This window comes from Arthrobacter sp. NPDC056691, assembly GCF_042791415.1.
Classification (GTDB): domain Bacteria; phylum Actinomycetota; class Actinomycetes; order Actinomycetales; family Micrococcaceae; genus Arthrobacter.
Map to the genome: position 1 here is coordinate 1 of NZ_JBHTXX010000046.1, position 18,449 is coordinate 18,449.

Consider the following 18,449-nt stretch of genomic DNA (forward strand, 5'->3'; position numbering starts at 1 on the left):
CAAAGCCCGCGGTCCGGAACTGCCCGGCGATAATGGACGAATCAGAAGGGCCAGCACCCCAGCCCCGGCCACAACCCCTCAGACATATCGTCTAGACCCGCGGACAGGTGCGTCGGCAGAGGAAATCAGCACGGTCGAGTCGCTGAAGGCCGCGGCCATGACCCAACTCAAGGGGCTTGCCGAGCAGGGGATCCTGACCATCGACACCCATTTCCGGGTACCTCCTGCCCTGGTCCGGTGCATAGCTACCACCTATGAGGACGCAACGGTCCTGGAGGATCTGGGACTGCTGGACCTGCCGGACTTCGATCTGGATTCCGAGGATGCCTAGCACCTGGAATTGAGGCCCTGCGCTCCGGAAGGCCAACGACGCCGCCATAAGGGAAGGCTCGCGGGGACTGAGCCTACGCTTCTTTGGGGCGGAAGTAGGAGGATCCCGATGGCGTCCGCTCCAGCACGCCGAAATCGATCAGGTAGCGGCGCAGCAGCACCACATCGTCGGTGTAGCTGAGGAGCCGTTCATTGACCCTTCGCTCGGTGAGCTCCTCGCCCGGCTCGAAGGCATCGCCGGCAATCCAGGCCAGGAGTTCCCGCCGTTCCGCCTGGTTTGCCGGATACCTGTCGATCCGGCCCAGACGCATGAACCGGGCCACTCCAGTCTGCGGCTGGCGTTTGGGCTGCTGCGTAAGAAGGTCGCGGAAGATCGACTCGGATGCCTCCAATTCATTGCCCGCGGTCCGTTCGACCAGGCCTGCATCGAGCAGGGCGGCGATGGCCCGGTCGCGGCGTTGGCCCGCCAGCCGGAAAGACACGTCTTCGGGCGTTGCCCCAAGCACTATATGTGCGTAGGCGGTCCGCGCGTCGTGGTTGGCGAGGGCAGCCATCACCCGCCGCCAGTGCGGCCCGCTCTGCCTGGTCTCCCTATTCACCGCGATTCCCCTCTGCTCTGGGCCTGCCGGACCCGTGCAGGCTAGCGTTGGCCCGTACACCACGCAAATCGTAGTCTTGGGCAGTTCAGGCCGGTAGGCGTACTCGCCGTGGAACCGATGTGGCGCGGCCGAGGTGGCGCAGCCGAAAGCATCTGGCGCCAGCCGGCGTCGTGATGTGAAATGGTCCCGGGGACAACCGTGAGTGAGCGGGCCCGAAACGGCAGAGAACAACCTGGGCTATTGCGCTGGCCGTGTTGGGCGCATGGCTTCCGAAGTCATACCAATGGTCCAGGTGGCCCGCTCGCGCGCAGGTTCCTCCGCCGCCGCCCGGCGGGAGGCATACTTAGGGTGACCCGCCGCAGCGACAGAGGGATTTCATGATGCCGAAGCAGACAGTACCGAATGTCACCCTGAACAACGGCGTACAAATCCCGCAACTGGGCTTCGGCGTTTTCCAGGTGCCGCCGGAAGAGACCCAGCGCATCGTGGAGGACGCCCTGGAAGCCGGCTACCGCCACATCGACACCGCGGCGGCATACGGCAACGAGGCCGCCGTTGGCGCCGCGATCGCTGCCTCGGGAATCCCCCGTGCGGACATCTTCCTCACCACCAAGCTGCGCAACGGCGAGCAGGGCACGGCCCGGGAAGCCTTCGGGCACAGCCGCCGTGAATTGGGCGTCGACTACGTTGACCTGTACCTGATCCACTGGCCGGTGCCATCCCGAAACCTTTTTGCCGAGGCATGGAAAGCAATGGAGGAGCTGCACGCAGGCGGCGAGATCCGCGCGATCGGCGTGTCAAACTTCCTGGCAAACCATCTGGACACGCTCCTCCAGTCGGCGGACGTGGTTCCGGCGGTCAACCAGTTTGAGCTGCACCCCACGTTCCAGCAACCTGAACTGGCGGCGAAGAGCCGCTCCCGGGGCATTGCCGTGGAGGCGTACAGCCCCCTGGGCCAGGGTGCTGACCTGGACGCTGCGGCGGTCACATCCGTAGCCGACGGGCACGGCGTCACCCCGGCCCAGGTTGTGCTGGCCTGGCACCTTGCCCAGAGCACCATCGTCATTCCCAAGTCGGCAAACAGCGGCCGGATGCGGGACAACCTGGCGGCCGTCGACGTCGTCCTGACGCCTGAAGAGATTGGCGGGATCACCGCCCTCGAAGCCGGTGCCCGCATCGGTTCCGATCCAGCCGTTGCCGCGCACAGCCAAATGTAAAGGGGACCTGATGAAATCCAACGAAGTCTTTCTGGACGCCTTTGGCCGCATCCGCGAAATCGTGGAGGCCACGCTCGAGGGGCTTGACGACGAAACCCTGACCCGCCGTCCCGCCGGCAACGGCAACTCCATCGCCTGGCTGGTCTGGCACCTCAGCCGGGTGGAGGACGCGCAGGTTGCCTCCGCGGCCGGGCTGCAGCAGGTGTGGACTTCGCAGGGCTTCGCCGGGCGCTTCCACCTGCCGCTTTCCGAGCGGGACACCGGCTACGGCCACTCCTCAGACAAGGTCGACGCCGTTCGGGCGCCGCGGGAGCTGCTCGCTGCGTACTACGGGGCGGTCCACCGGCAGACAGCGGAGGTGCTGGGCGGACTCGGCGACGACGACCTTGACCGGGTCGTGGATACCCGATGGGACCCGCCGGTCACCTTCGGCGTCCGGCTGGTCAGCACGATTGCCGACTGCCTTCAGCACGCGGGGCAGGCCGCCTACGCCAAGGGCCTGAAAGGCGGCACTTAACCCTGGCCGTCCGGGTGCACCCGGTTCCCTTGCCCGGCAGTGGGGTTCAGAGGAGGATAAGCGGCAAAAACTCCAGGAGGCCGTGATGACCCAGCTTGGCAAGTTTGAGAAGTACCTGATCGAGGAATTTTTCGACGACTACCGTGCCGGGGCCATGAGCCAGCACACCTTCACCCGCCGGGTCGCGTTCATCACCGGCAGCATGGCTGCCGCGTCAGCGGCGATGCTCCTGGTCGGGTGCACGCCCCAGGAAGTTCCGCGCAGCACCGATCCCATGCCCACTCCCAACCCGACGTCGGGCTCCGCCACGGGCACAGCCACCGGCGGCGCCGTTCCGGGTGCGAAGAGCCCGCTGTCCGTTCCCGAGGGTGCAGCCGGAATTACGACGTCGACGGTGAAGTTTGCGTCCGGCGGCACCGAGATCAGTGGTTACCTCGCCAGGCCCGACGGCGGGAAGCCCGGCCCCGCCGTCCTGGTCTGCCACGAGAACCGCGGGCTGACTCCCCACATCCAGGACGTGGCCCGGCGCTTCGCCAAGGAAGGATACGCGGCCCTGGCGATTGACCTGCTGAGCAGGGAAGGCGGCACGGCGAGCCTGGACCGGGACGCCGTCCCGGGTGCCCTGACGCAAGCCGGGGCGAAGCGGCACGTGGCGGACTTTGCGGCCGGTTTCGACTACCTGCAGAAGCAGGACTTCGTGGAGCAGGGCCGGATCGCCATGACCGGCTACTGCTTCGGCGGCGGCATCACCTGGCAGTCGGCGGTGGAGATTAGCGGCCTCAAGGCGACGTCAGCCTTCTACGGGCCGGCACCTGACCTGGACAAGGTGCCGTCCATCAAGCCAGCTGTGTTCGGCGTCTACGCCGAACTGGATGACCGGATCACCGGACCCATGCCGCAACTTCGGGACGCCCTGGCGGCCACCAGTGTGCGCAACGAGCTCAAGGTCTACCCTGGCGTCGACCACGCCTTCCACAACGACACCGGCGAGCGCTACAACGAGCAGCAGGCAACGGCCGCCTGGAAAGACACGCTGGCGTGGTTCAAGAAGTACGTCTAGTAGGCGATTAGCTCGTGGCGCCCGGGATCTCTTCGGCGATCTCGGCCGCGTCCGGACCGCTTGCGTCGCGGGCCAGGGCCTTCTGGCGGCGGTAGACCTGGAACGCGATGGCCGTGGGAATGACGGCCAGGGCGACGGCCCGCATCCAGGGCCGGTCCAGGACATGGCCGGTGATGGAATCGAGGGAGACGCTGCCTGGCCCGCCAATGGTGAAGGACGCGGCGGCAAGTCCGAGGACGGCCGGGTATTCAAGGCCGCCTTCCTGGGCGAAGAAGCCGTTGGGGGCGTGCACGCTGGCGGCAACGCCCATGGTGGTGGCCGCGGCTGCCCCGGCAGCCGGAGTGCCCAGCCCCAGCGCGAGGGCCAGGCCGGCGCCCGCTTCGCCGAGGCCGGCGAGGACCGCGCTTGGCTTCGCAGGCCGGAACCCCATGGCGTGCATCCCCTTGCTGGTGCCCTCGATCCCGCCGCCGCCGAACCAGCCGAAGAGCTTCTGTGTGCCATGCGCAATGAGGACGCCGCCCAGCCCCACGCGGAAAATGGTCTGTGCAATTGTGGCGGCGACTGGCGCGACTGGGCTGGTGCTCGTGCGGCTCATGGAATCCTCCTGTAAACGGTTCAGCCGTTCGGCTGCTCTTCAGGCGATCTTGTCCGTCGATTCTACGTCCGCCTGATCGTGGGGATTCAGGAACTATCCGTTCGGCGCCCCCGGCGCCGGGGACCCGCCGTCGTACTCAGTCCTGGCCCTTGGGCCTTGACGGCGGGAGGTGCCCCTGGCGGCCGGCTTCGCGCACCAGCAGCCGGATGTTCGCGTACAGTACTGCCCTGACCGCATCGGGCTCCAGCCGCTGCCCGCGCCGGATGCGTGATTCCAGTTCCTTGCAGCACCGCTCCAGCCGCAGGGCTCCTGCCATGGCAGAGGTGGCCCTCAGGCTGACGACGGCGTCCGCCGCCATCCGCGGGTCGCCGCCGGCAAGGGCGCGAAGGATCCTCGACGCCCGGTCCGGCAACATCTGCAGGTAGTCATCGATGAAGGCTTCTGCGAAAGCGGGACCCACCTCGGTGGCAAGGGTCTGCAACGGGCCGGCGTCCAGGACGGGGATGTCCTCTGTGCCGGTCACCGTGTACCGCCTGCTGCTGTCCCCTGCATGCCCCGCCCATCGGCCCATGCCGCGACCTTGCTGCGCGGCTTACCGGCCACTGTCCCGCGGGGACCTCAAGACGGGAGAAACTTTTGCTGATGTTCGGATCAAGAATGCCGGGGCGTGGCTAGGCCCGTTCGAGCAGCACCATCACTTCGTAGTGCGTGGTCTGCGGGAACATGTCCAGGACCCGGGCCCGCCGCGCGGTGAACGAGGGGAGTGCCGCCAGGTCACGGGCCAGTGACTGCGCATTGCAGCTGGAGTACACCACATGCTGCACCGAGGAAGCCTCCAGCCAGCCGCATAGGTCCTTGCCGATGCCACGCCGTGGCGGGTTGACGATAACCAGTTCGGGCGCCTGGTCCGCGGCGACGGCAAAGGCCGTGGCATCGCCCGCCTGGAAGTTCATGCGCGGCAGGCGTGCTTCGTCGCTGCTGAGTTTGGCCGAAACGATGGCTTCGCGGCTGGTTTCAATGCCGGTGACGTCGCGGGACGGATCAGCGCAGTGCAGGGCAAAACCACCGACGCCGCAGTACAGGTCCCAGACCGACGCCGGCGCCAGTTCGTTGACCCACTCGCGCCCCTGCCGGTACAGGGCCGCCGCCATGTCGCTGTTCGTCTGGAAGAAGCTCTGTGGCCGGAGGTGGAGGTCTAGGTCATTGACGTGCATGCGCAGCGTGGACTGTCCGGTGAGCAGAATCTCGCGGTCGCCTTCCAGGACTGCCTTGTGTTCCGGGTGCAGGTTAGCCGAGACAACCTTCACCTGCGGCAGGGCCGCCAGGAGAGTGGGGAGGTGTTCCCGGATGCGCGGCACGAGCTTTTCCGAACGCAGGACCAGGCGCAGCATGATCTCGCCGTCGGGGGATTCGGTGATGATCAGGTGCTTGAGCTCGCCGCTGCGACGCGGGACATCGTAGGGCGTCAGGTGGGCCCGGCTGATGAAGGCCGCCAGGACGGGAAAGCACGCGAGCAATCCGGGCGAGCAGACGCCGCATTCCCGCAGGTCGACGCCGCGGCCCTCGGCGTCAAGGATCCCGATGGTGGGATTCTTGGCCGTGCCGGCCACCACCATCTTGGCCTTGTTGCGGAAGCCGGACTCGCGGCTCGCCACAGGCGGCAGCCACTCTACGGACGCGTGGTCGGAGAGGAGCGTCTGGCAGTGGAGCTGCTTGCCGGCCAGCTGTTCGTTGTAGGGCCTGCCCATGTGGGTGCAGGAGAGGCAGCGGGCGGCATCGAAGTAGGAACATTGCATGTCTGGTTAATTCTACTTTTTCTGCGGACCTCCTCCGGCCGCCGGTCAGGAAGGCGGCCGCTGCCGCTTGGGGAGGCTGATCCGGTCCAGGTCATTGGCAGGTACGACGGCGGTCCCTCCTGAGCGTGCCCGTGCCTGTTGGGCCAGGATATCGACGTCGCCGTACCGGGAGGAAAAGTGGGTAAGGACCAGGGTTCCGGCGCCGCCGTTGGCGGCCAGATCACCGGCCTGCCCGGCCGTGAGGTGCGCGTACTGCGCCGCCAACGCGGCGTCGTCGTCGCTGAAGGTGGATTCCGTGACCAGGAGGTCCACGCCGTCGGCCAGGCCCTCGGCTCCCTCGCACGGGGCAGTGTCCATGATGAACGCGAAGCCCTGGCCGGCGCGCGGAACGCTAACGTCCTCAAGCCGCACTCCCCGCAGGACCCCTTCCCGCTGCAGGCGGCCCGCGTCCGGGCCCGTAATGCCCGCCGCCGCCAGCCGCTCGGGCAGCATGGTTCGGCCATCCGGCTCGGTCAGCCGGTAGCCGTAGGTTTCAATCCGGTGGCGGAGGGGCCGTACCTCGAGCCCCGGGGCGATTTCGCCGGCATCCGAGTGGGGTTGCAGGCGAAGGTCGATGCCGGGCGACGCCACGGAGACGAGCGCCCGGACAACGTCCTCTCCGGACGCGGGATAGTGCAGGTGCACCGGGTGCTTCACACCGTCGAGGGCCATACGTGACAGCACGCCGGGAAGCCCGTAGCAATGGTCACCGTGGACATGGGTCAGGCAGATGCGGGTGATCTGGTTGGCGGAAACACCGGCATGGATCATCTGCCGCTGGGTGCCCTCGCCGGGGTCGAAGAGGAGGCCCTCGCCATCCCAGCGCAGCATGTAGCCGTTGTGGTTTCGCGTCCGCGTCGGGACCTGCGAAGCGGTTCCAAGGACGACGAGTTCACGCATGACACCGAGTGTCTCACAGGGAGGGCGCCGGCAAGCGGGCACTTCAGTACCGGCGGTGTCCGGCGCTCGCAGGCACCATTGCCGGTTACTGTGGTGGGCGTTTCAGACTGGCCGGACTGGTGCTTTTTCGCTCAGGCTCCCTCCGGGCGGAGCGGATTCACTCAGCCCGGTCCAGTCGGGTTGGTTTCGCTCAGCCCGTTCCGGACAGCCCGGTCCCCGGGCTCCGGTCCCCGGTAGTGGGGGTGCGGTGGATTGGTAGGTGTGGTGATGTCGATGGTGTGCGGTGGTGATTTCGATGGTGTGTCGTGGTCCGGGTCTGGGTTGGGCTTTCCAGCCGGGGAGTTCTTTGGTGTGGTTGCAGGCTTCGCAGAGGCCTGCGCCGTTGGCGAGGCTGGTTGGGCCGTTGTTGTGCCAGGGGATGATGTGGTCGTGGTGGCGGATGGGTGCGTCGCAGTAGGGGGGTCGGCAGGTGTTGTCGCGGATTTGGATGAAGCGGCGCAGCGGTGGCGGGAAGAGCCGGCGCCGGGAGTCCATGGCCACGAGGTCGCCGGTTTCCGGGGCAGTGTAGAGCCGGCGGAGCCAGATCTTCAGTTCCTGCACGGCTTTCTGGCCTGCGTCCTTCTGGCCTGCGTCCTTCTGGCCGGTGGTTGGGTCGGGCGTGTTTGAGCCTCCGGCCCGAGGTTCTTGTCCCTGCACCTGTCGGTGTTCTGGTGTTTGTTCTGGTGCTTCTGCATGGGTGAGGAGGTTGCGGGCCCAGGGTGCGGGGACGACGCCGTAGCCGGTGAGGCGTGCGGGTTCGGTGTCGCCTTGGAGGAGGGTGCGGTCGGTCATGACGAGGCTGATGTCGATGCCGGTGATGCCGCCGGGCGTGCCGGTGGTCCATTCGACGAGGGTGTCGGCCTTGATCTGTCCCAGGCTGCGGGGGTCCCCGGCGGACTTAAGTGTGTCGGCGTGCCGGGTCAGGGCCGCATACACGGCGACGCCCTGGTGGGCGGGCAGCAACGCGGTCAGGTAGGTCATGCAGTCCGGAGCGGGGCGCAGGCTCACAGACCGCTCCGACGCGGCGTGGCTGGCGCGCTGCGTGACGGAGCGGGAGTCCCGCCGGGTGGCGGCGGCCTTGACAGCGGCGATGACGGCCCGGGTCCCGGCGCCATTGAACGTCCCCGTATCAGCAGCCAGCTCCTCATCGACCGCCGAGCGGTCTTCCACGGTCAGGCAGGCTGTTTCCTTCACGACATACATGGCGCGCTCTTCGTTCAGCTGCCCGGTGTCCAGGGCGGCCAGGCTGTGCGGCATCTCGGTCACCAGGGCCTTGCCCATGCCAAGCAGCCGGCCGCCGCGGTGCGGGGACTCGCCTCGGGCAAGTGCGATCTGCTCGGCCACCCCAAGGTTCTGTTCTTTGGGCCTTTTCTTGCCCAGGTCCTCGGCCGACAGAGTGCTGCGGTTGCCATGACCTGGACTGCTTTCGGCTTCGAGTTCAGCTTGTTCCTGACGCTGTTTCGCTTCGAAAGTGACGGCAAGCCGGGCCTGCTGACCAGTAGCCCAGCGTTTGAATTTTTCCAGCGCCTGGGTCTGGTCGATCAGTCCGGGACCGTCGGCGGTGAGGTCGGCCTTCAAGATGACCTCGGCCGCCGCCAGCCTTGCGTCGAGACTCAGCCAAGGCGCATCAACCACGGAGGGCGCACCGCCGGCGAACACCGCGTCGTAAAACAGTGCCTCGGGAAACGGATCCTCCGGAAAAGACTCCGGATACGCGGTGTCGAGGTCATCGTCGTATGGAATGACCTCGTCGAGGAACCCGTCGTTCCCGAACGCGTCGTCGGGAATCGCGTCGTAGGTGAACTCAAGGATGGGGATCCCGGCATCACAGAGGTCGCCGGGAAACGTGGCAGCACGCAGCCCGCCGCCGTGCGGCGCCGCTCCCGTCAGTACTGAATTCCCGCTGCCTTCCATGAACACAGTCTCCCAAGGGGGACTGACATTAAAGGGCTGGCCAGACGACAGATGTGGACATGATCTGAGAATCCTTTTGAATCCACCCGAGACGGGATCCAGGTAGCAGGTCAGGGCGTTCTGAGCCTTGGGAACGCCCTGACCTGCTACCCAGTTGACCGCTCGGATCCGGGAAACCGCGGACCGGAAGGCGCAAGCCGTGCCAACACCGCAGGGTGCCCGCTCACTGCGGACACCCTGCGGTGCACTATGGCTGGCTTGTACGCTGCCGTGGCCACCGTCGTCGTGACCTGGCCGGAGGACGTCCTCAAGAGCGGAACAAGCCGTCTCTACTTGTAGACGCGTACCCAGTCGACCTGCATCTGGGAAGGCGTGGTGCGGGAGCCGTCGGGGAACCAGTCGAGCTGCAGCGTCTGGTGCATGCTGCCGGAAGGCTGGTGGGCCGGGTTGGTGTCGGTAAACGTCTTTACACCGTCGATGTAGCCCGTGATGCCGGCAGGAGTCCATTCCACGGCGTAGTTGTGCCACTGCGTGGTGTCGACGGCTTTCGAGGAGTAGGTCTGCTTGCTGCTGCCGCTGCATGCATAGTGCAGGAAGAACTTCACCAGAGCAGTGTCAGACGTGCTCTCGGAGTAGTCGATCTCTGCGCACGTCGACGATTTGGTGTCGGGCCAGAGGATGAGGACCGGGTGGTATTCGGGGTCACGCTGGTTGGTCTTCATGCGCGTTTCCCAGCGGCCGTACTTCTGCTTTGCAAACTTGGCCGACATGCCGCCGGTGGTTCCCGCCGAGTCACCGCTGACGGTTGCCACGCCGTTTGCCACGGACCAGGCTTTGGGACTGCGCAGACCTTTGCCCGCATGGCCGGAGCTGTTGTACACGCTCCACTTTGTACCGTCCGGTGCGCCGGTGTAGTTGAATTCATCGCCGGCGACGACGGATCCCCAGCCCAACGCCGAGGCGGCCTGGGTGCCGCTTCCGGCCGGGGCCGTTGCAGCGGTTGCAGCTAGGGCCGGGGCAACGACGGCGGAAGCCGCATTCGCCGGGGCAGCCGCCGGAGCGGGGGCAGCCGTTGCGGGAGCAACGACGGCGGGCGCGGCTTGAACCGGAGCAGCCGCAGCCTGTGCCGCAGTGGTTGTCGCGGCAGCCGTCTTCGCCGTTGCGGCCTTCGCCGCAGCGGCCCTGGCAGCAGCAGTTTTGGCAGCTGCCGCCTTGGCCGAAGCGGCCTTCGCTGCAGCGGCTTTGCTGGCAGTGGCCGACGACGGTGTGGTGTAAGCGGCCCGGGCGGCAGCGGGCGCGGCGGACTGGCTGGTGGACGTATTGCCTCCCGCAGCGGCCGGCGAGTGAGCCTGCTGGCCGGTGGGCGCGAGACCGCAGCCGGTCAGGGACAGCGCGCCGACGCTAATGGCTATGGCGATGTTCTTCTTAAACAAAAAGACCCCTCCGGGCATAGGACCGCCGAGCAAAAGGCAGCCACAACTTAGGTGGTGAAGAAAAGCACGAGGCGTTTCTGGGCCCCGATCGACGGGGCCGGGGCGGCCGTAGAACCACCCTGCGCATCCGGGCCCAGCAATAGGGCACGTGGTCCGCGTTCGGACCGATCCTCTAGGATTGGCGTCAACGTTACCTGACCGTGATCTTTGCCTGCAAACGCCGACAGCGCAAAAACCCGCGGCTTTCCGGCATTTTTCCGGCGCATGAGCGGCCTGACCTGCGCGAACAGTGGATCCGGATTCTGCGAAAATTCCAGCCCTGTGGCTCCCGCTGGCGTAACAGGCGTTGGACTGCCGGCCACCTTGCCGGAAAGAATGAACGGGTGAGTGCTGCCGGCGAATTTGTGGATGACACCTTGCAGCGCGAGGCTTCGTGGCACCGGGCCGAGGAGATGCGTCACCGGTTCGGCAGCGGGATGCGGTACTACGGCGCGTCGGTGGGTGCCGTGCGCGGAACAGTCCGCGACGCCCTTCGCCGTCACGCCGGATTGGGCCACGATGAGGTCACCGCCCTAAGTTCCGAACTATGGGAGGTGCCTGTTTACGAGCGGCGCCTGGCCGGCGTCGTTCTTCTGCAGTCCAAGGTGGAGCTGCTGACCAACTCCGACCTGACGCGCATTGAGGGCTTTGTGCGGGACGCGCAATTGCCGACGCTCGTCGACCCGATCGCCGTCGACGTCGTTGGTCCTCTGGTGGAGGGGCTTGCGGGCCAGTCACGTGCGCGTGCGGACGCGGTGCTGGACAGGTGGGCGGGGGACCCCGATGTCTGGCTCCGCCGCGCGTCGCTGATGGCACCCCTGCGGGCGCTCAGGTCGGGCGGCGGTGACTGGGATGGTTTCGTACGCCGCGTCAAAATGGCTGCAGATGCACGGGCCGTAACGGCGACAGCGGAAAACAACGCGGACCAGGAGGCCGTTGACGCCGTTCTGGACGCCGTGGCGGAGCGAAGGCCGGAGCTCCGGCTCGCCTTCCGCCGCTAGGACCCGGATCCCGTGAACAGCGGAAGTACTAGACGGAGGCCGCTGCGGGCTGCAGTTCCTCCGCCGCCTGGGAGGAGGAACTGTCGACGGCGTCTTCCGCGGCGGGACCGGCGGGCGCGCCCGCGGGGCTGGCGGACGGAGCTGCGTAGTGCTGGCGAAGCGGGTGGAACTGGCTGTGGCCCATGCTGCCGAATTCATAGGCGCTCTCGGCGTGCTCGGAGCGGTCGACGCCGGCGACTTCGGCCTCATGGCTGACCCGGAAGCCAATGGTCTTGTGAATCGCGAGACCGATGATCGCGGTCATCAGCCCGGAGAGTGCGAGCGTGATGAGAACGGCAACCGTCTGCGCGATGAGCTGCTGGACGCCTCCGCCGTAGAAGAGGCCGCCGCCTTCGCCGTTGACGGGGAGGGCAATGAAGCCGAGGGCCAGGGTGCCCACCAGGCCGGAGCCGAGGTGAACGCCGACGACGTCCAGGGAGTCGTCAAAGCCGTACTTGAACTTCAGTTCGACGAAGAGCGCCGACGCCACGCCGGAAACCAGGCCCAGGCCGATGGCGGCCACTGGGCTGATGTTGGCGCACGACGGCGTGATGGCGACGAGGCCGGCGACTGCTCCGGACGCGGCGCCCAGGGACGTGGGGTGGCCATGGCGGACCTTCTCGGTGAGGAGCCAGCTCAGCATGGCGGCGCACGGCGTCACCAGGGTGTTGACCCAGATCAGTCCGGCCTGCTCGGCCGTGGTGGCGGCGCCGGCGTTGAAGCCGAACCATCCGAACCAAAGGAGGCCGGCGCCGAGCATGATGAACGGGATGTTGTGCGGGCGGTGCCCCGGATCCTTGCCGAAACCGTGGCGCTTGCCGACGATCACGGCCAGCACCAGGGCGGCGATGCCGGAGCTGATTTCGACGACGGCGCCGCCGGCGAAGTCGATGACCTGGCCGAAGATGGCGCTCACTGCTCCGCCCTGGCTCATGAGGCCGCCGCCCCAGATCATGAATGCGAGCGGGCAGTAGACGGCCGTGATCCAGATCGGCACGAAAAGAACCCAGGCGGTGAACTTGGCGCGGTCGGCGATCGCGCCGCTGATGAGGGCCACGGTAAGGATCGCGAAGGTTCCAGCGAATCCGGCCTTGATCAGGTCGGGGGTGCCCATGAGGCCGCCTAGGCCGAAGCTGGCAAACGGGTTGCCGAACAGGCCCAGCACGCCTTCGCCGGTGCTCATCGAGTAGCCCCAGAGTACCCAGACGACGCCCACAATGCCGGCGGACACGAAGCTCATCAGGATCATGTTGAGGGATGCCTTGGCACGGGTCATGCCGCCATAGAAGAGCCCCAGTGCCGGGGTCATGAGCAGCACCAGTGCCGCCGACACCATCATCCAAACGTTCGCCGCAGTGATTTCCACGCGTTTTCCCTTCCCAGGAAACTCATCCTTTCCGCGGCCCGCTGATGCCGGCGCCACGCCCCTCATTGATATTGGTGGATTTATGTTTCGGGTCAGGGCGTGGGAAGTTTCACGGGGGTTTCAAAAATCGCGCCAACGTAAAGCCCGCGTGACTGCCGTGTTTCGGATTTGTTAACGAACCCTGATGCCTGGGGTGCTTTTATGCTGACACTGCCGCTTTTTGGCCGGAAACTCGGGCGAATCCGTTGAGCCGCAGTGAAAGCTGCCTCCGGGAGGCCGCGTTACAAGCGCATGAATGAAACATATCCATGTCCGGGGGCCCGGCCCGGCGCCGGAGTTGGGCGCCGGATGGTTTCCTGCGCGGACTGTTGACCGGATCTGACTGGCGCCGCCACCATGGGATATGACTGAATCTGCAGCTACCGGCGATGACTATTTCACTGAGAATCCGCACGCGGATGTTGCGGCGGAGGCCGCTCATTCCGCGGCAGGGGCGGAGAACCCCGGTACCGTCGAAGATATCGCCGAGGAGGTGCGCGACGAGATCCGGCTGGGCCACGTGGAGGACGATGTGAGCCATGTTCTCAAGGAACGGTTGGACGGCGCCGGCATCAGCATGCGGCCCGAAGACGTGGATGAACTTGCCGAGGACATCGAACGGGACGTGTCCAGTTAGGACCGCCATGAACGACCCGTATGACTTGGAGCGGTTCGTCGCGGCGCAGAATGACGGTGCCACCTACGCCCAGGCCCTGGAGGAGCTCCGCGCAGGCAGCAAGGGAACCCACTGGATGTGGTTCGTCTTTCCCCAGGTCTCGGGTCTGGGGCAAAGTGCCACCTCCAGGCGGTACGCCATCGCGTCCCTGGACGAAGCGCGCGCCTACCTGCAGCATCCTGTATTGGGACCGCGACTGATCGAGTGCGCCACCGCAGTCGATGACGTGGGCGACCGCGGCGCGGCCGAGATATTCGGCGGCATCGATGCCCGGAAGCTGCAGTCGTCCATGACGCTGTTCCTGCGGGCGGCACCTGGCGAACTGGTGTTCCGGCGCGTTCTGGAGCACTACTTCGACGGGGAGGCCGACGCCGCCACCGACCGACTGCTGGCAAGCCCGCGCCCGTAAGTGGTAGTTGCCCTTCACCCGGCCAGTTGGCGCACCTAGACTGGGGGGACGAGCCGGCCTGCACCCAGCGGGCTGCGCAGACGGAAGGACAGTGGCATGGGTCTGGACGACAAAATCGACAATGCGGCAGAGAAACTTGGCGGCAAAGCCAAGGAAGGCGCCGGCAAGGCCAAGGACGACCCGGGCCTTGAGGCCGAGGGCAAAGCTGACCAGTCCGCAGCCGATCTGAAACAGGCTGGCGAGAAGGTCAAGGACGCGTTCAAGAAGGACTGACCAAACAGGACCACCACGTTCTGGCTCTCCGTCTGCAGCGGAGATTACAGGGGAGTCCCGCCCGGGCAACCGCGGCAGGGCTCCCTTTCCCGTTGGGACAGTCACGGGCTGGTGACGACCTCCACCAGTTGGACGTCGTCCAAACGGCCATTCACGACGGCGGCGGTCATGTACGTGCACATTGGTTGCCGGCGGCGGTCCGTGGGGGAGCCGGGGTTGAGCAGGCGCATCCCGCCGGGCGCCACCGTGTCCCAGGGAATATGCGAATGGCCGAAAACCAGGACATCGACGTCAGGAAAGAGGGCCTCGCAGCGCTTTTCCCGGCCCTTCGCCTGACCGGTCTCATGGATCATGCTGAACCGGACGCCGTCGAGCGTCACACTGGCCGTCTCCGGCAAGCGCTGCCGTAGCTCGTCACCGTCGTTGTTGCCGTAGACACCGATCAGGCGCCTGCTGCGGCGTTCGAACTCATCGAGCAGGCGCGCGCCCACCCAGTCACCCGCGTGAAATACCACGTCAGCGTCCTCGACGGCGGCCCACACCTGTTCAGGCAGCGCCCGGGCGCGCTTTGGGACGTGGGTGTCGGCAACCAGGACCAGGCGCAGGCTCATCGAAGCATCTTCCCATGAGGCAGACTGGGACGATGGAGAAAATCGTCCCGCCCTCACCCGGTGATCCCCGCCGTCCCCTTGGCCTCCGCGACCCGGGTGACGCCTGGGTGGAGGGCGACCGGGGGAAGTTCTGGGGGCGCTTCGGATCGGCTGGCCTGCTGGCCCACGATGTGGAGAAGGGCGTGCTGCTGCAGCACCGCGCCACCTGGAGCCACCACGGCGGAACCTGGGGACTCCCCGGAGGAGCCCTGCACCAGGGCGAGGACGCCGTGACCGGCGCACTGCGCGAGGCCCACGAGGAGGCGGCCGTCCCCGAACAGAGCGTCAAACTGCTCTTCACGTCAGTGTTCGACGTCGGCTACTGGTCCTACACCACCGTGGCAGTGCGGGTGCTCGAACCGTTCGAGCCGGCCATCAATGACCCCGAGAGCATCGAACTGCTGTGGATTCCCGTCGAGGAGGTGGCCGGCATCAACCTGCATCCTTCCTTTGCCGCGTCCTGGCCGGAGCTTCGCGGCAGGCTGCTGGCCGGCTCCGGCAGTGGACATTGATTAGCGATGGACACTGAGAAGTTCCGGCTGCTGCTGGAAGAGGAACGGGACAGGAAGCTTGCCCTCCTGCCGGCCCTCCGTGCAGACATAGCCTCGGCCAACGCTGCCCGGCACAACTCGAACGTCGACGACGAACACGACCCCGAGGGTGCCACCATCGCCTTTGAACTTTCGCAGGCATCGGCGCTCCTGGACCAAAGCCGCTCCGGACTGGCGGAGGTGGATGCCGCGCTCGGGCGCATCGCGTCCGGCACCTACGGAATATGCGCGGTGTGCGGGGAGCAGATCGCCGAAGGGCGGCTGGAGGCCCGGCCCTGGACCCCCTTCTGCATCCGCCACACGGGCGGCAGGGCTTAATCCCAGCCCCATCCCGGACCATGCCCGCGGGGCTGTTCCGCCGGAGGGAAGAGCATCGTACTCTAGGGCTGGGAGGTGATTGCCATGCAGGCAACCCAGGGAGACCGCATCATCATCCGGGGCAGGACAGTGGAGTCCTCGGACCGGCACGGTGAGATTCTGGAAGTCAAGGGCGCCAACGGAGCGCCGCCGTACCATGTCCGTTTTGACGATGGTCACGAGACCATCCTCTACCCCGGCGGCGACTTCACCGTCGAGCACCACACCACCTAGCTGCCCGGATGACCGCACCTCCACGGCCCGACCGGACCCTGATCGCAGTCCTTGCCATCATTGCCGTTCTTGTCGCCGTGGCGCTCGCTGTGGTCCTTTTCCGGGGCCAGCCGGAACCGCTGGCCGAGAACACTCCGGCGGGAGTGGTCCAGCGGTATGCGGCGGCCGTCCTCAACAACGACGGCGCGGCAGCCGCCCGCTATTCGACGGACGGACGCCTCGGGACCTCGTACCCGGACAAGCCGTGCGTCCCGGCGGACCGTCCTGCGGCGGGCACGCTCCGGGTCACGCTGGCCTCCACCGTGGAGCATGCCGACACGGCGGAAGTGCACGTCGTCCTGACCACGTCCAGCGGCAGCGGTCCGTTCGGGAACCCCGAGTACGAGACCGAGGCAGTGTTCGGCCTGCAAAGGGTCAACGGCAACTGGCTCGTTGCGACCGCCCCGTGGCAACTCACCATCTGCCCGGTTCCGGCGGCGACGCCGTGAGTGCCGTCCGGTCCGCCACCCCCGGGGCATCATCGCGGGCAGTGCCGGCCGTGCGGCGGCTGGTGGTCTTTGTGCTGCTCTTCGTCCTCGTGCTGATCGCCGCGTCCGGTGTGGCCGGACTTTTGGAGCGGCTGTTGACCGCTAACACGGCGCTCGCCGGCAGCGACATCGGGAGCCTCGCCCGGTCCCTCGCGTTCGGCCTGGTCGGCGGGTGCATGGCGGCCGTCCTCTGGTGGCTCGTGTGGCGCCGGCAGGCGGAGGAGGCGGAGCGCTCCTCAGTCGCTTGGGGGCTCTACATCGCAGGCGTCTACACCATCGCCCTCGTCACTGCTGTTACCGCGTTGCTCGGCGCATCAGCTCAACTGGTCGGGCTGTTGGCCCGCGCCGCGGCGGGCGCGCGGGGTGCCGATTCCGTGGCTGAAGCAACAGAATGGCGTTCCTCCCTGGCCACTGGTGTGGTGTGGGCGGCTGTCTGGGCGTGGCACCGGTGGATGTGGCAGCACCGCGGCAAGGGGCCACGCCGGCTGGACACCGTCCCGGCGCTCGCAGGGTCGGTACTGGGGCTGCTCATATTTGCCGGCGGAGCCATTACCGCGCTCGGCAGTCTTCTCGATGCGGCGCTGCGGGGATTGGCAGATACACACGACGTGGGATCGCCCTGGTGGGTTTCGGTGCTGCAGCCGCTCATTTGGGCCAGCGGCGGATTCCTCGTGTGGTGGTGGCATTGGCTCCGCGGCGAAGCACGGCGCCTGTCCTCACCGCTGGCCAACGTGGCCGCGGCGGTCTTCGGTGTGCTTGGCGGCTGCATCACGGCAATGGCCGGCGCCATCACTGCGGTGTTCGTCCTGCTGCGGCTGGTACTGGACCGCACCGAAGAGATGATCCGGCTCGTGGATCCCCTCGGCCCAGCGCTGGCCGCGGCAGTGGTTGGTTCCCTCGTCTGGCGCTACCACTCGGTGCCGACGGCCACGCGGTCCGCGAAGATGCGGGAGACGGGGCAGTTGTTGGCGTCCGGAGTGGCACTGGTCGCTGCGGCCTCAGGTGTGGGCGTCGTTGTCAACGCCGCCCTGGGCTTTGCCGAAACAACCCTGGCGGGAACGGGCACGCGCACGCTGCTGCTGGGCGGCATCAGTGCACTGGCCGTGGGCGGGGCCGTCTGGTGGAGGGCGTGGCAGCCGATGAACCTGCGGGAACCGGCGAGCGCCGACCCTGCGGACGGCATGACATCCCGCCGCGCTGCCGGACGGCGCATCTATTTGGTGGCTATTTTTGGGATCAGCGCCGTGGTGGCACTGATCGCCCTGCTGGTGGTGGGCTACCAGGCCTTCGAGTATCTGCTGGACCCGGCGAGCGCTGGAAACCTGGTGGGACGGATCCGGGCGCCGCTCGGACTGCTGACCGCCACCGCGCTCGTGGCCGCCTATCACTACAGCGTCTGGCGACGGGAGCGTGCTGTGCTGCCGGCGGACGCTGGCCCCCAGCGGCAAGAGAACGTTCCGCTGCAGGAGGCCGGTCCGGACGGGGCCGGGCCACGGGCTATTGGCCAGGTCATTTTGGTGTCCGGTTCTGACCCGCTTCCGCTGTCGCGCGCGATCCGTGAGGCCACCGGGGCCGATGTGACGGTATGGCAACGGTCCGGCCCACCTGCCGGTTCCCAGCCAGAGTCCGACGGCGGTGCTGCCGCCTCCTCCGGACGCAGGGGACTGGATCCCGGAGAAGTTGTGGCGGCGCTGGAGGGTGTGAGCGGTGAGCGGGTGCTGGTGGTCGTCGGACCCGGCGCCCGGATTGACGTCATCCCGGTGCGGCAACTGGGTAGCACTTCAGGGCGTTCCCAGCCCTGAGAACGCCCTGAACTGTTACCCAGTTGGGCGCTCGGCCGGGCAGGGGC

Annotated in this window: 22 protein-coding genes; 13 read left to right on the forward strand and 9 right to left on the reverse strand. The window is 67.0% G+C overall.

From position 1 onward, the window contains the following. The first annotated feature begins 157 nt into the window (after positions 1–157). Positions 158–331, forward strand: coding sequence for a hypothetical protein (locus tag ACFRAU_RS24045; RefSeq protein ID WP_378001767.1), 174 nt, complete (start codon positions 158–160; stop codon positions 329–331). A 73-nt stretch (positions 332–404) separates the two neighbouring features. Here the strand turns inward: ACFRAU_RS24045 and ACFRAU_RS24050 are convergent, their stop codons facing one another. Continuing rightward, the gene (locus tag ACFRAU_RS24050; protein ID WP_378001768.1) at positions 405–929 is read right to left on the reverse strand and encodes a DUF2087 domain-containing protein; all 525 of its coding nucleotides are present in this window, start codon (positions 927–929) and stop codon (positions 405–407) included. Positions 930–1,309: 380 nt separating this feature from the next. Between ACFRAU_RS24050 and ACFRAU_RS24055 the strand changes: the two genes are divergently transcribed. The 3 genes from ACFRAU_RS24055 (at position 1,310) to ACFRAU_RS24065 (ending at position 3,723) form a co-directional block, all read left to right on the forward strand. Then, on the forward strand, positions 1,310–2,146 hold the full coding sequence (locus ACFRAU_RS24055; RefSeq protein ID WP_378001769.1) for an aldo/keto reductase: 837 nt from the start codon (positions 1,310–1,312) through the stop codon (positions 2,144–2,146). A 10-nt stretch (positions 2,147–2,156) separates the two neighbouring features. Continuing rightward, on the forward strand, positions 2,157–2,663 hold the full coding sequence (locus ACFRAU_RS24060; RefSeq protein ID WP_378001770.1) for a DUF664 domain-containing protein: 507 nt from the start codon (positions 2,157–2,159) through the stop codon (positions 2,661–2,663). 85 nt (positions 2,664–2,748) lie between these two features. Continuing rightward, a complete protein-coding gene (locus ACFRAU_RS24065) occupies positions 2,749–3,723 on the forward strand; it encodes a dienelactone hydrolase family protein (RefSeq protein WP_378001771.1) in 975 nt (324 codons plus the stop codon). Positions 3,724–3,730: 7 nt separating this feature from the next. Here the strand turns inward: ACFRAU_RS24065 and ACFRAU_RS24070 are convergent, their stop codons facing one another. The 6 genes from ACFRAU_RS24070 to ACFRAU_RS24095 form a co-directional block, all read right to left on the reverse strand. Next, positions 3,731–4,318: a DoxX family protein gene (locus ACFRAU_RS24070; RefSeq protein ID WP_378001772.1), complete on the reverse strand. Its 588-nt coding sequence runs from the start codon at positions 4,316–4,318 to the stop codon at positions 3,731–3,733. 136 nt (positions 4,319–4,454) lie between these two features. After that, positions 4,455–4,841, reverse strand: a complete 387-nt coding sequence (locus tag ACFRAU_RS24075; RefSeq protein WP_377997430.1) for an Hpt domain-containing protein — start codon at positions 4,839–4,841, stop codon at positions 4,455–4,457. Between the two features lie 148 nt (positions 4,842–4,989). After that, complete coding sequence (rlmC, locus tag ACFRAU_RS24080) at positions 4,990–6,114, reverse strand: 23S rRNA (uracil(747)-C(5))-methyltransferase RlmC (RefSeq protein ID WP_378001773.1); 1,125 nt, start codon at positions 6,112–6,114, stop codon at positions 4,990–4,992. Positions 6,115–6,159: 45 nt separating this feature from the next. Further along, positions 6,160–7,053: a ribonuclease Z gene (locus ACFRAU_RS24085; protein WP_378001774.1), complete on the reverse strand. Its 894-nt coding sequence runs from the start codon at positions 7,051–7,053 to the stop codon at positions 6,160–6,162. A 102-nt stretch (positions 7,054–7,155) separates the two neighbouring features. After that, positions 7,156–9,006, reverse strand: a complete 1,851-nt coding sequence (locus ACFRAU_RS24090; protein WP_378001775.1) for an HNH endonuclease — start codon at positions 9,004–9,006, stop codon at positions 7,156–7,158. A gap of 329 nt (positions 9,007–9,335) precedes the next feature. Continuing rightward, the gene (locus tag ACFRAU_RS24095) at positions 9,336–10,439 is read right to left on the reverse strand and encodes a glycoside hydrolase family 16 protein (RefSeq protein ID WP_378001776.1); all 1,104 of its coding nucleotides are present in this window, start codon (positions 10,437–10,439) and stop codon (positions 9,336–9,338) included. Positions 10,440–10,822: 383 nt separating this feature from the next. Here ACFRAU_RS24095 and ACFRAU_RS24100 point away from each other — a divergent pair, with 383 nt between their 5' ends. Beyond that, on the forward strand, positions 10,823–11,479 hold the full coding sequence (locus tag ACFRAU_RS24100) for a DNA alkylation repair protein (RefSeq protein ID WP_378001777.1): 657 nt from the start codon (positions 10,823–10,825) through the stop codon (positions 11,477–11,479). Positions 11,480–11,507: 28 nt separating this feature from the next. Here ACFRAU_RS24100 and ACFRAU_RS24105 read toward each other — a convergent pair whose 3' ends face one another. After that, positions 11,508–12,884, reverse strand: coding sequence for an ammonium transporter (locus ACFRAU_RS24105; protein ID WP_378001778.1), 1,377 nt, complete (start codon positions 12,882–12,884; stop codon positions 11,508–11,510). A gap of 403 nt (positions 12,885–13,287) precedes the next feature. On the opposite strand from ACFRAU_RS24105, the gene ACFRAU_RS24110 reads away from it, so the two are divergent. The 3 genes from ACFRAU_RS24110 (at position 13,288) to ACFRAU_RS24120 (ending at position 14,281) form a co-directional block, all read left to right on the forward strand. Beyond that, the gene (locus tag ACFRAU_RS24110) at positions 13,288–13,560 is read left to right on the forward strand and encodes a hypothetical protein (protein ID WP_378001779.1); all 273 of its coding nucleotides are present in this window, start codon (positions 13,288–13,290) and stop codon (positions 13,558–13,560) included. A gap of 7 nt (positions 13,561–13,567) precedes the next feature. After that, on the forward strand, positions 13,568–14,008 hold the full coding sequence (locus tag ACFRAU_RS24115) for a DUF1810 domain-containing protein (RefSeq protein ID WP_378001780.1): 441 nt from the start codon (positions 13,568–13,570) through the stop codon (positions 14,006–14,008). Between the two features lie 96 nt (positions 14,009–14,104). Further along, positions 14,105–14,281, forward strand: coding sequence for a CsbD family protein (locus tag ACFRAU_RS24120; RefSeq protein ID WP_378001781.1), 177 nt, complete (start codon positions 14,105–14,107; stop codon positions 14,279–14,281). 101 nt (positions 14,282–14,382) lie between these two features. Here ACFRAU_RS24120 and ACFRAU_RS24125 read toward each other — a convergent pair whose 3' ends face one another. Beyond that, positions 14,383–14,892 carry a metallophosphoesterase family protein gene (locus ACFRAU_RS24125; RefSeq protein ID WP_378001782.1) on the reverse strand — a complete coding sequence of 170 codons (510 nt, stop codon included), beginning with the start codon at positions 14,890–14,892 and terminating at the stop codon, positions 14,383–14,385. A 14-nt stretch (positions 14,893–14,906) separates the two neighbouring features. On the opposite strand from ACFRAU_RS24125, the gene ACFRAU_RS24130 reads away from it, so the two are divergent. From ACFRAU_RS24130 to ACFRAU_RS24150, 5 genes are all read left to right on the forward strand, one after another. Continuing rightward, positions 14,907–15,443: an NUDIX domain-containing protein gene (locus ACFRAU_RS24130; RefSeq protein ID WP_378001783.1), complete on the forward strand. Its 537-nt coding sequence runs from the start codon at positions 14,907–14,909 to the stop codon at positions 15,441–15,443. 6 nt (positions 15,444–15,449) lie between these two features. Beyond that, positions 15,450–15,800, forward strand: a complete 351-nt coding sequence (locus ACFRAU_RS24135) for a TraR/DksA family transcriptional regulator (protein WP_377997454.1) — start codon at positions 15,450–15,452, stop codon at positions 15,798–15,800. A gap of 84 nt (positions 15,801–15,884) precedes the next feature. After that, the gene (locus tag ACFRAU_RS24140; RefSeq protein ID WP_377997453.1) at positions 15,885–16,073 is read left to right on the forward strand and encodes a DUF1918 domain-containing protein; all 189 of its coding nucleotides are present in this window, start codon (positions 15,885–15,887) and stop codon (positions 16,071–16,073) included. 8 nt (positions 16,074–16,081) lie between these two features. After that, positions 16,082–16,561: a hypothetical protein gene (locus tag ACFRAU_RS24145; protein ID WP_378001784.1), complete on the forward strand. Its 480-nt coding sequence runs from the start codon at positions 16,082–16,084 to the stop codon at positions 16,559–16,561. Then, positions 16,519–18,402: a DUF5671 domain-containing protein gene (locus tag ACFRAU_RS24150; protein ID WP_378001785.1), complete on the forward strand. Its 1,884-nt coding sequence runs from the start codon at positions 16,519–16,521 to the stop codon at positions 18,400–18,402. The genes ACFRAU_RS24145 and ACFRAU_RS24150 overlap by 43 nt, the downstream gene beginning before the upstream one ends. Positions 18,403–18,449 lie beyond the last annotated feature (47 nt).

Excerpts from the sequence above, each read along its gene's own strand:
- ACFRAU_RS24140 (WP_377997453.1), top strand. The coding sequence starts at position 15,885 with ATGCAGGCAACCCAGGGAGACCGCATCATCATCCGGGGCAGGACAGTG.
- ACFRAU_RS24055 (WP_378001769.1), top strand. The coding sequence starts at position 1,310 with ATGCCGAAGCAGACAGTACCGAATGTCACCCTGAACAACGGCGTACAA.
- ACFRAU_RS24065 (WP_378001771.1), top strand. The coding sequence starts at position 2,749 with ATGACCCAGCTTGGCAAGTTTGAGAAGTACCTGATCGAGGAATTTTTC.
- ACFRAU_RS24060 (WP_378001770.1), top strand. The coding sequence starts at position 2,157 with ATGAAATCCAACGAAGTCTTTCTGGACGCCTTTGGCCGCATCCGCGAA.
- ACFRAU_RS24145 (WP_378001784.1), top strand. The coding sequence starts at position 16,082 with ATGACCGCACCTCCACGGCCCGACCGGACCCTGATCGCAGTCCTTGCC.
- ACFRAU_RS24120 (WP_378001781.1), top strand. The coding sequence starts at position 14,105 with ATGGGTCTGGACGACAAAATCGACAATGCGGCAGAGAAACTTGGCGGC.
- ACFRAU_RS24085 (WP_378001774.1), bottom strand. The coding sequence starts at position 7,053 with ATGCGTGAACTCGTCGTCCTTGGAACCGCTTCGCAGGTCCCGACGCGG.
- ACFRAU_RS24045 (WP_378001767.1), top strand. The coding sequence starts at position 158 with ATGACCCAACTCAAGGGGCTTGCCGAGCAGGGGATCCTGACCATCGAC.
- ACFRAU_RS24090 (WP_378001775.1), bottom strand. The coding sequence starts at position 9,006 with ATGGAAGGCAGCGGGAATTCAGTACTGACGGGAGCGGCGCCGCACGGC.
- ACFRAU_RS24110 (WP_378001779.1), top strand. The coding sequence starts at position 13,288 with ATGACTGAATCTGCAGCTACCGGCGATGACTATTTCACTGAGAATCCG.
- ACFRAU_RS24125 (WP_378001782.1), bottom strand. The coding sequence starts at position 14,892 with ATGAGCCTGCGCCTGGTCCTGGTTGCCGACACCCACGTCCCAAAGCGC.
- ACFRAU_RS24130 (WP_378001783.1), top strand. The coding sequence starts at position 14,907 with ATGAGGCAGACTGGGACGATGGAGAAAATCGTCCCGCCCTCACCCGGT.
- ACFRAU_RS24115 (WP_378001780.1), top strand. The coding sequence starts at position 13,568 with ATGAACGACCCGTATGACTTGGAGCGGTTCGTCGCGGCGCAGAATGAC.
- ACFRAU_RS24135 (WP_377997454.1), top strand. The coding sequence starts at position 15,450 with ATGGACACTGAGAAGTTCCGGCTGCTGCTGGAAGAGGAACGGGACAGG.
- ACFRAU_RS24070 (WP_378001772.1), bottom strand. The coding sequence starts at position 4,318 with ATGAGCCGCACGAGCACCAGCCCAGTCGCGCCAGTCGCCGCCACAATT.
- rlmC (WP_378001773.1), bottom strand. The coding sequence starts at position 6,114 with ATGCAATGTTCCTACTTCGATGCCGCCCGCTGCCTCTCCTGCACCCAC.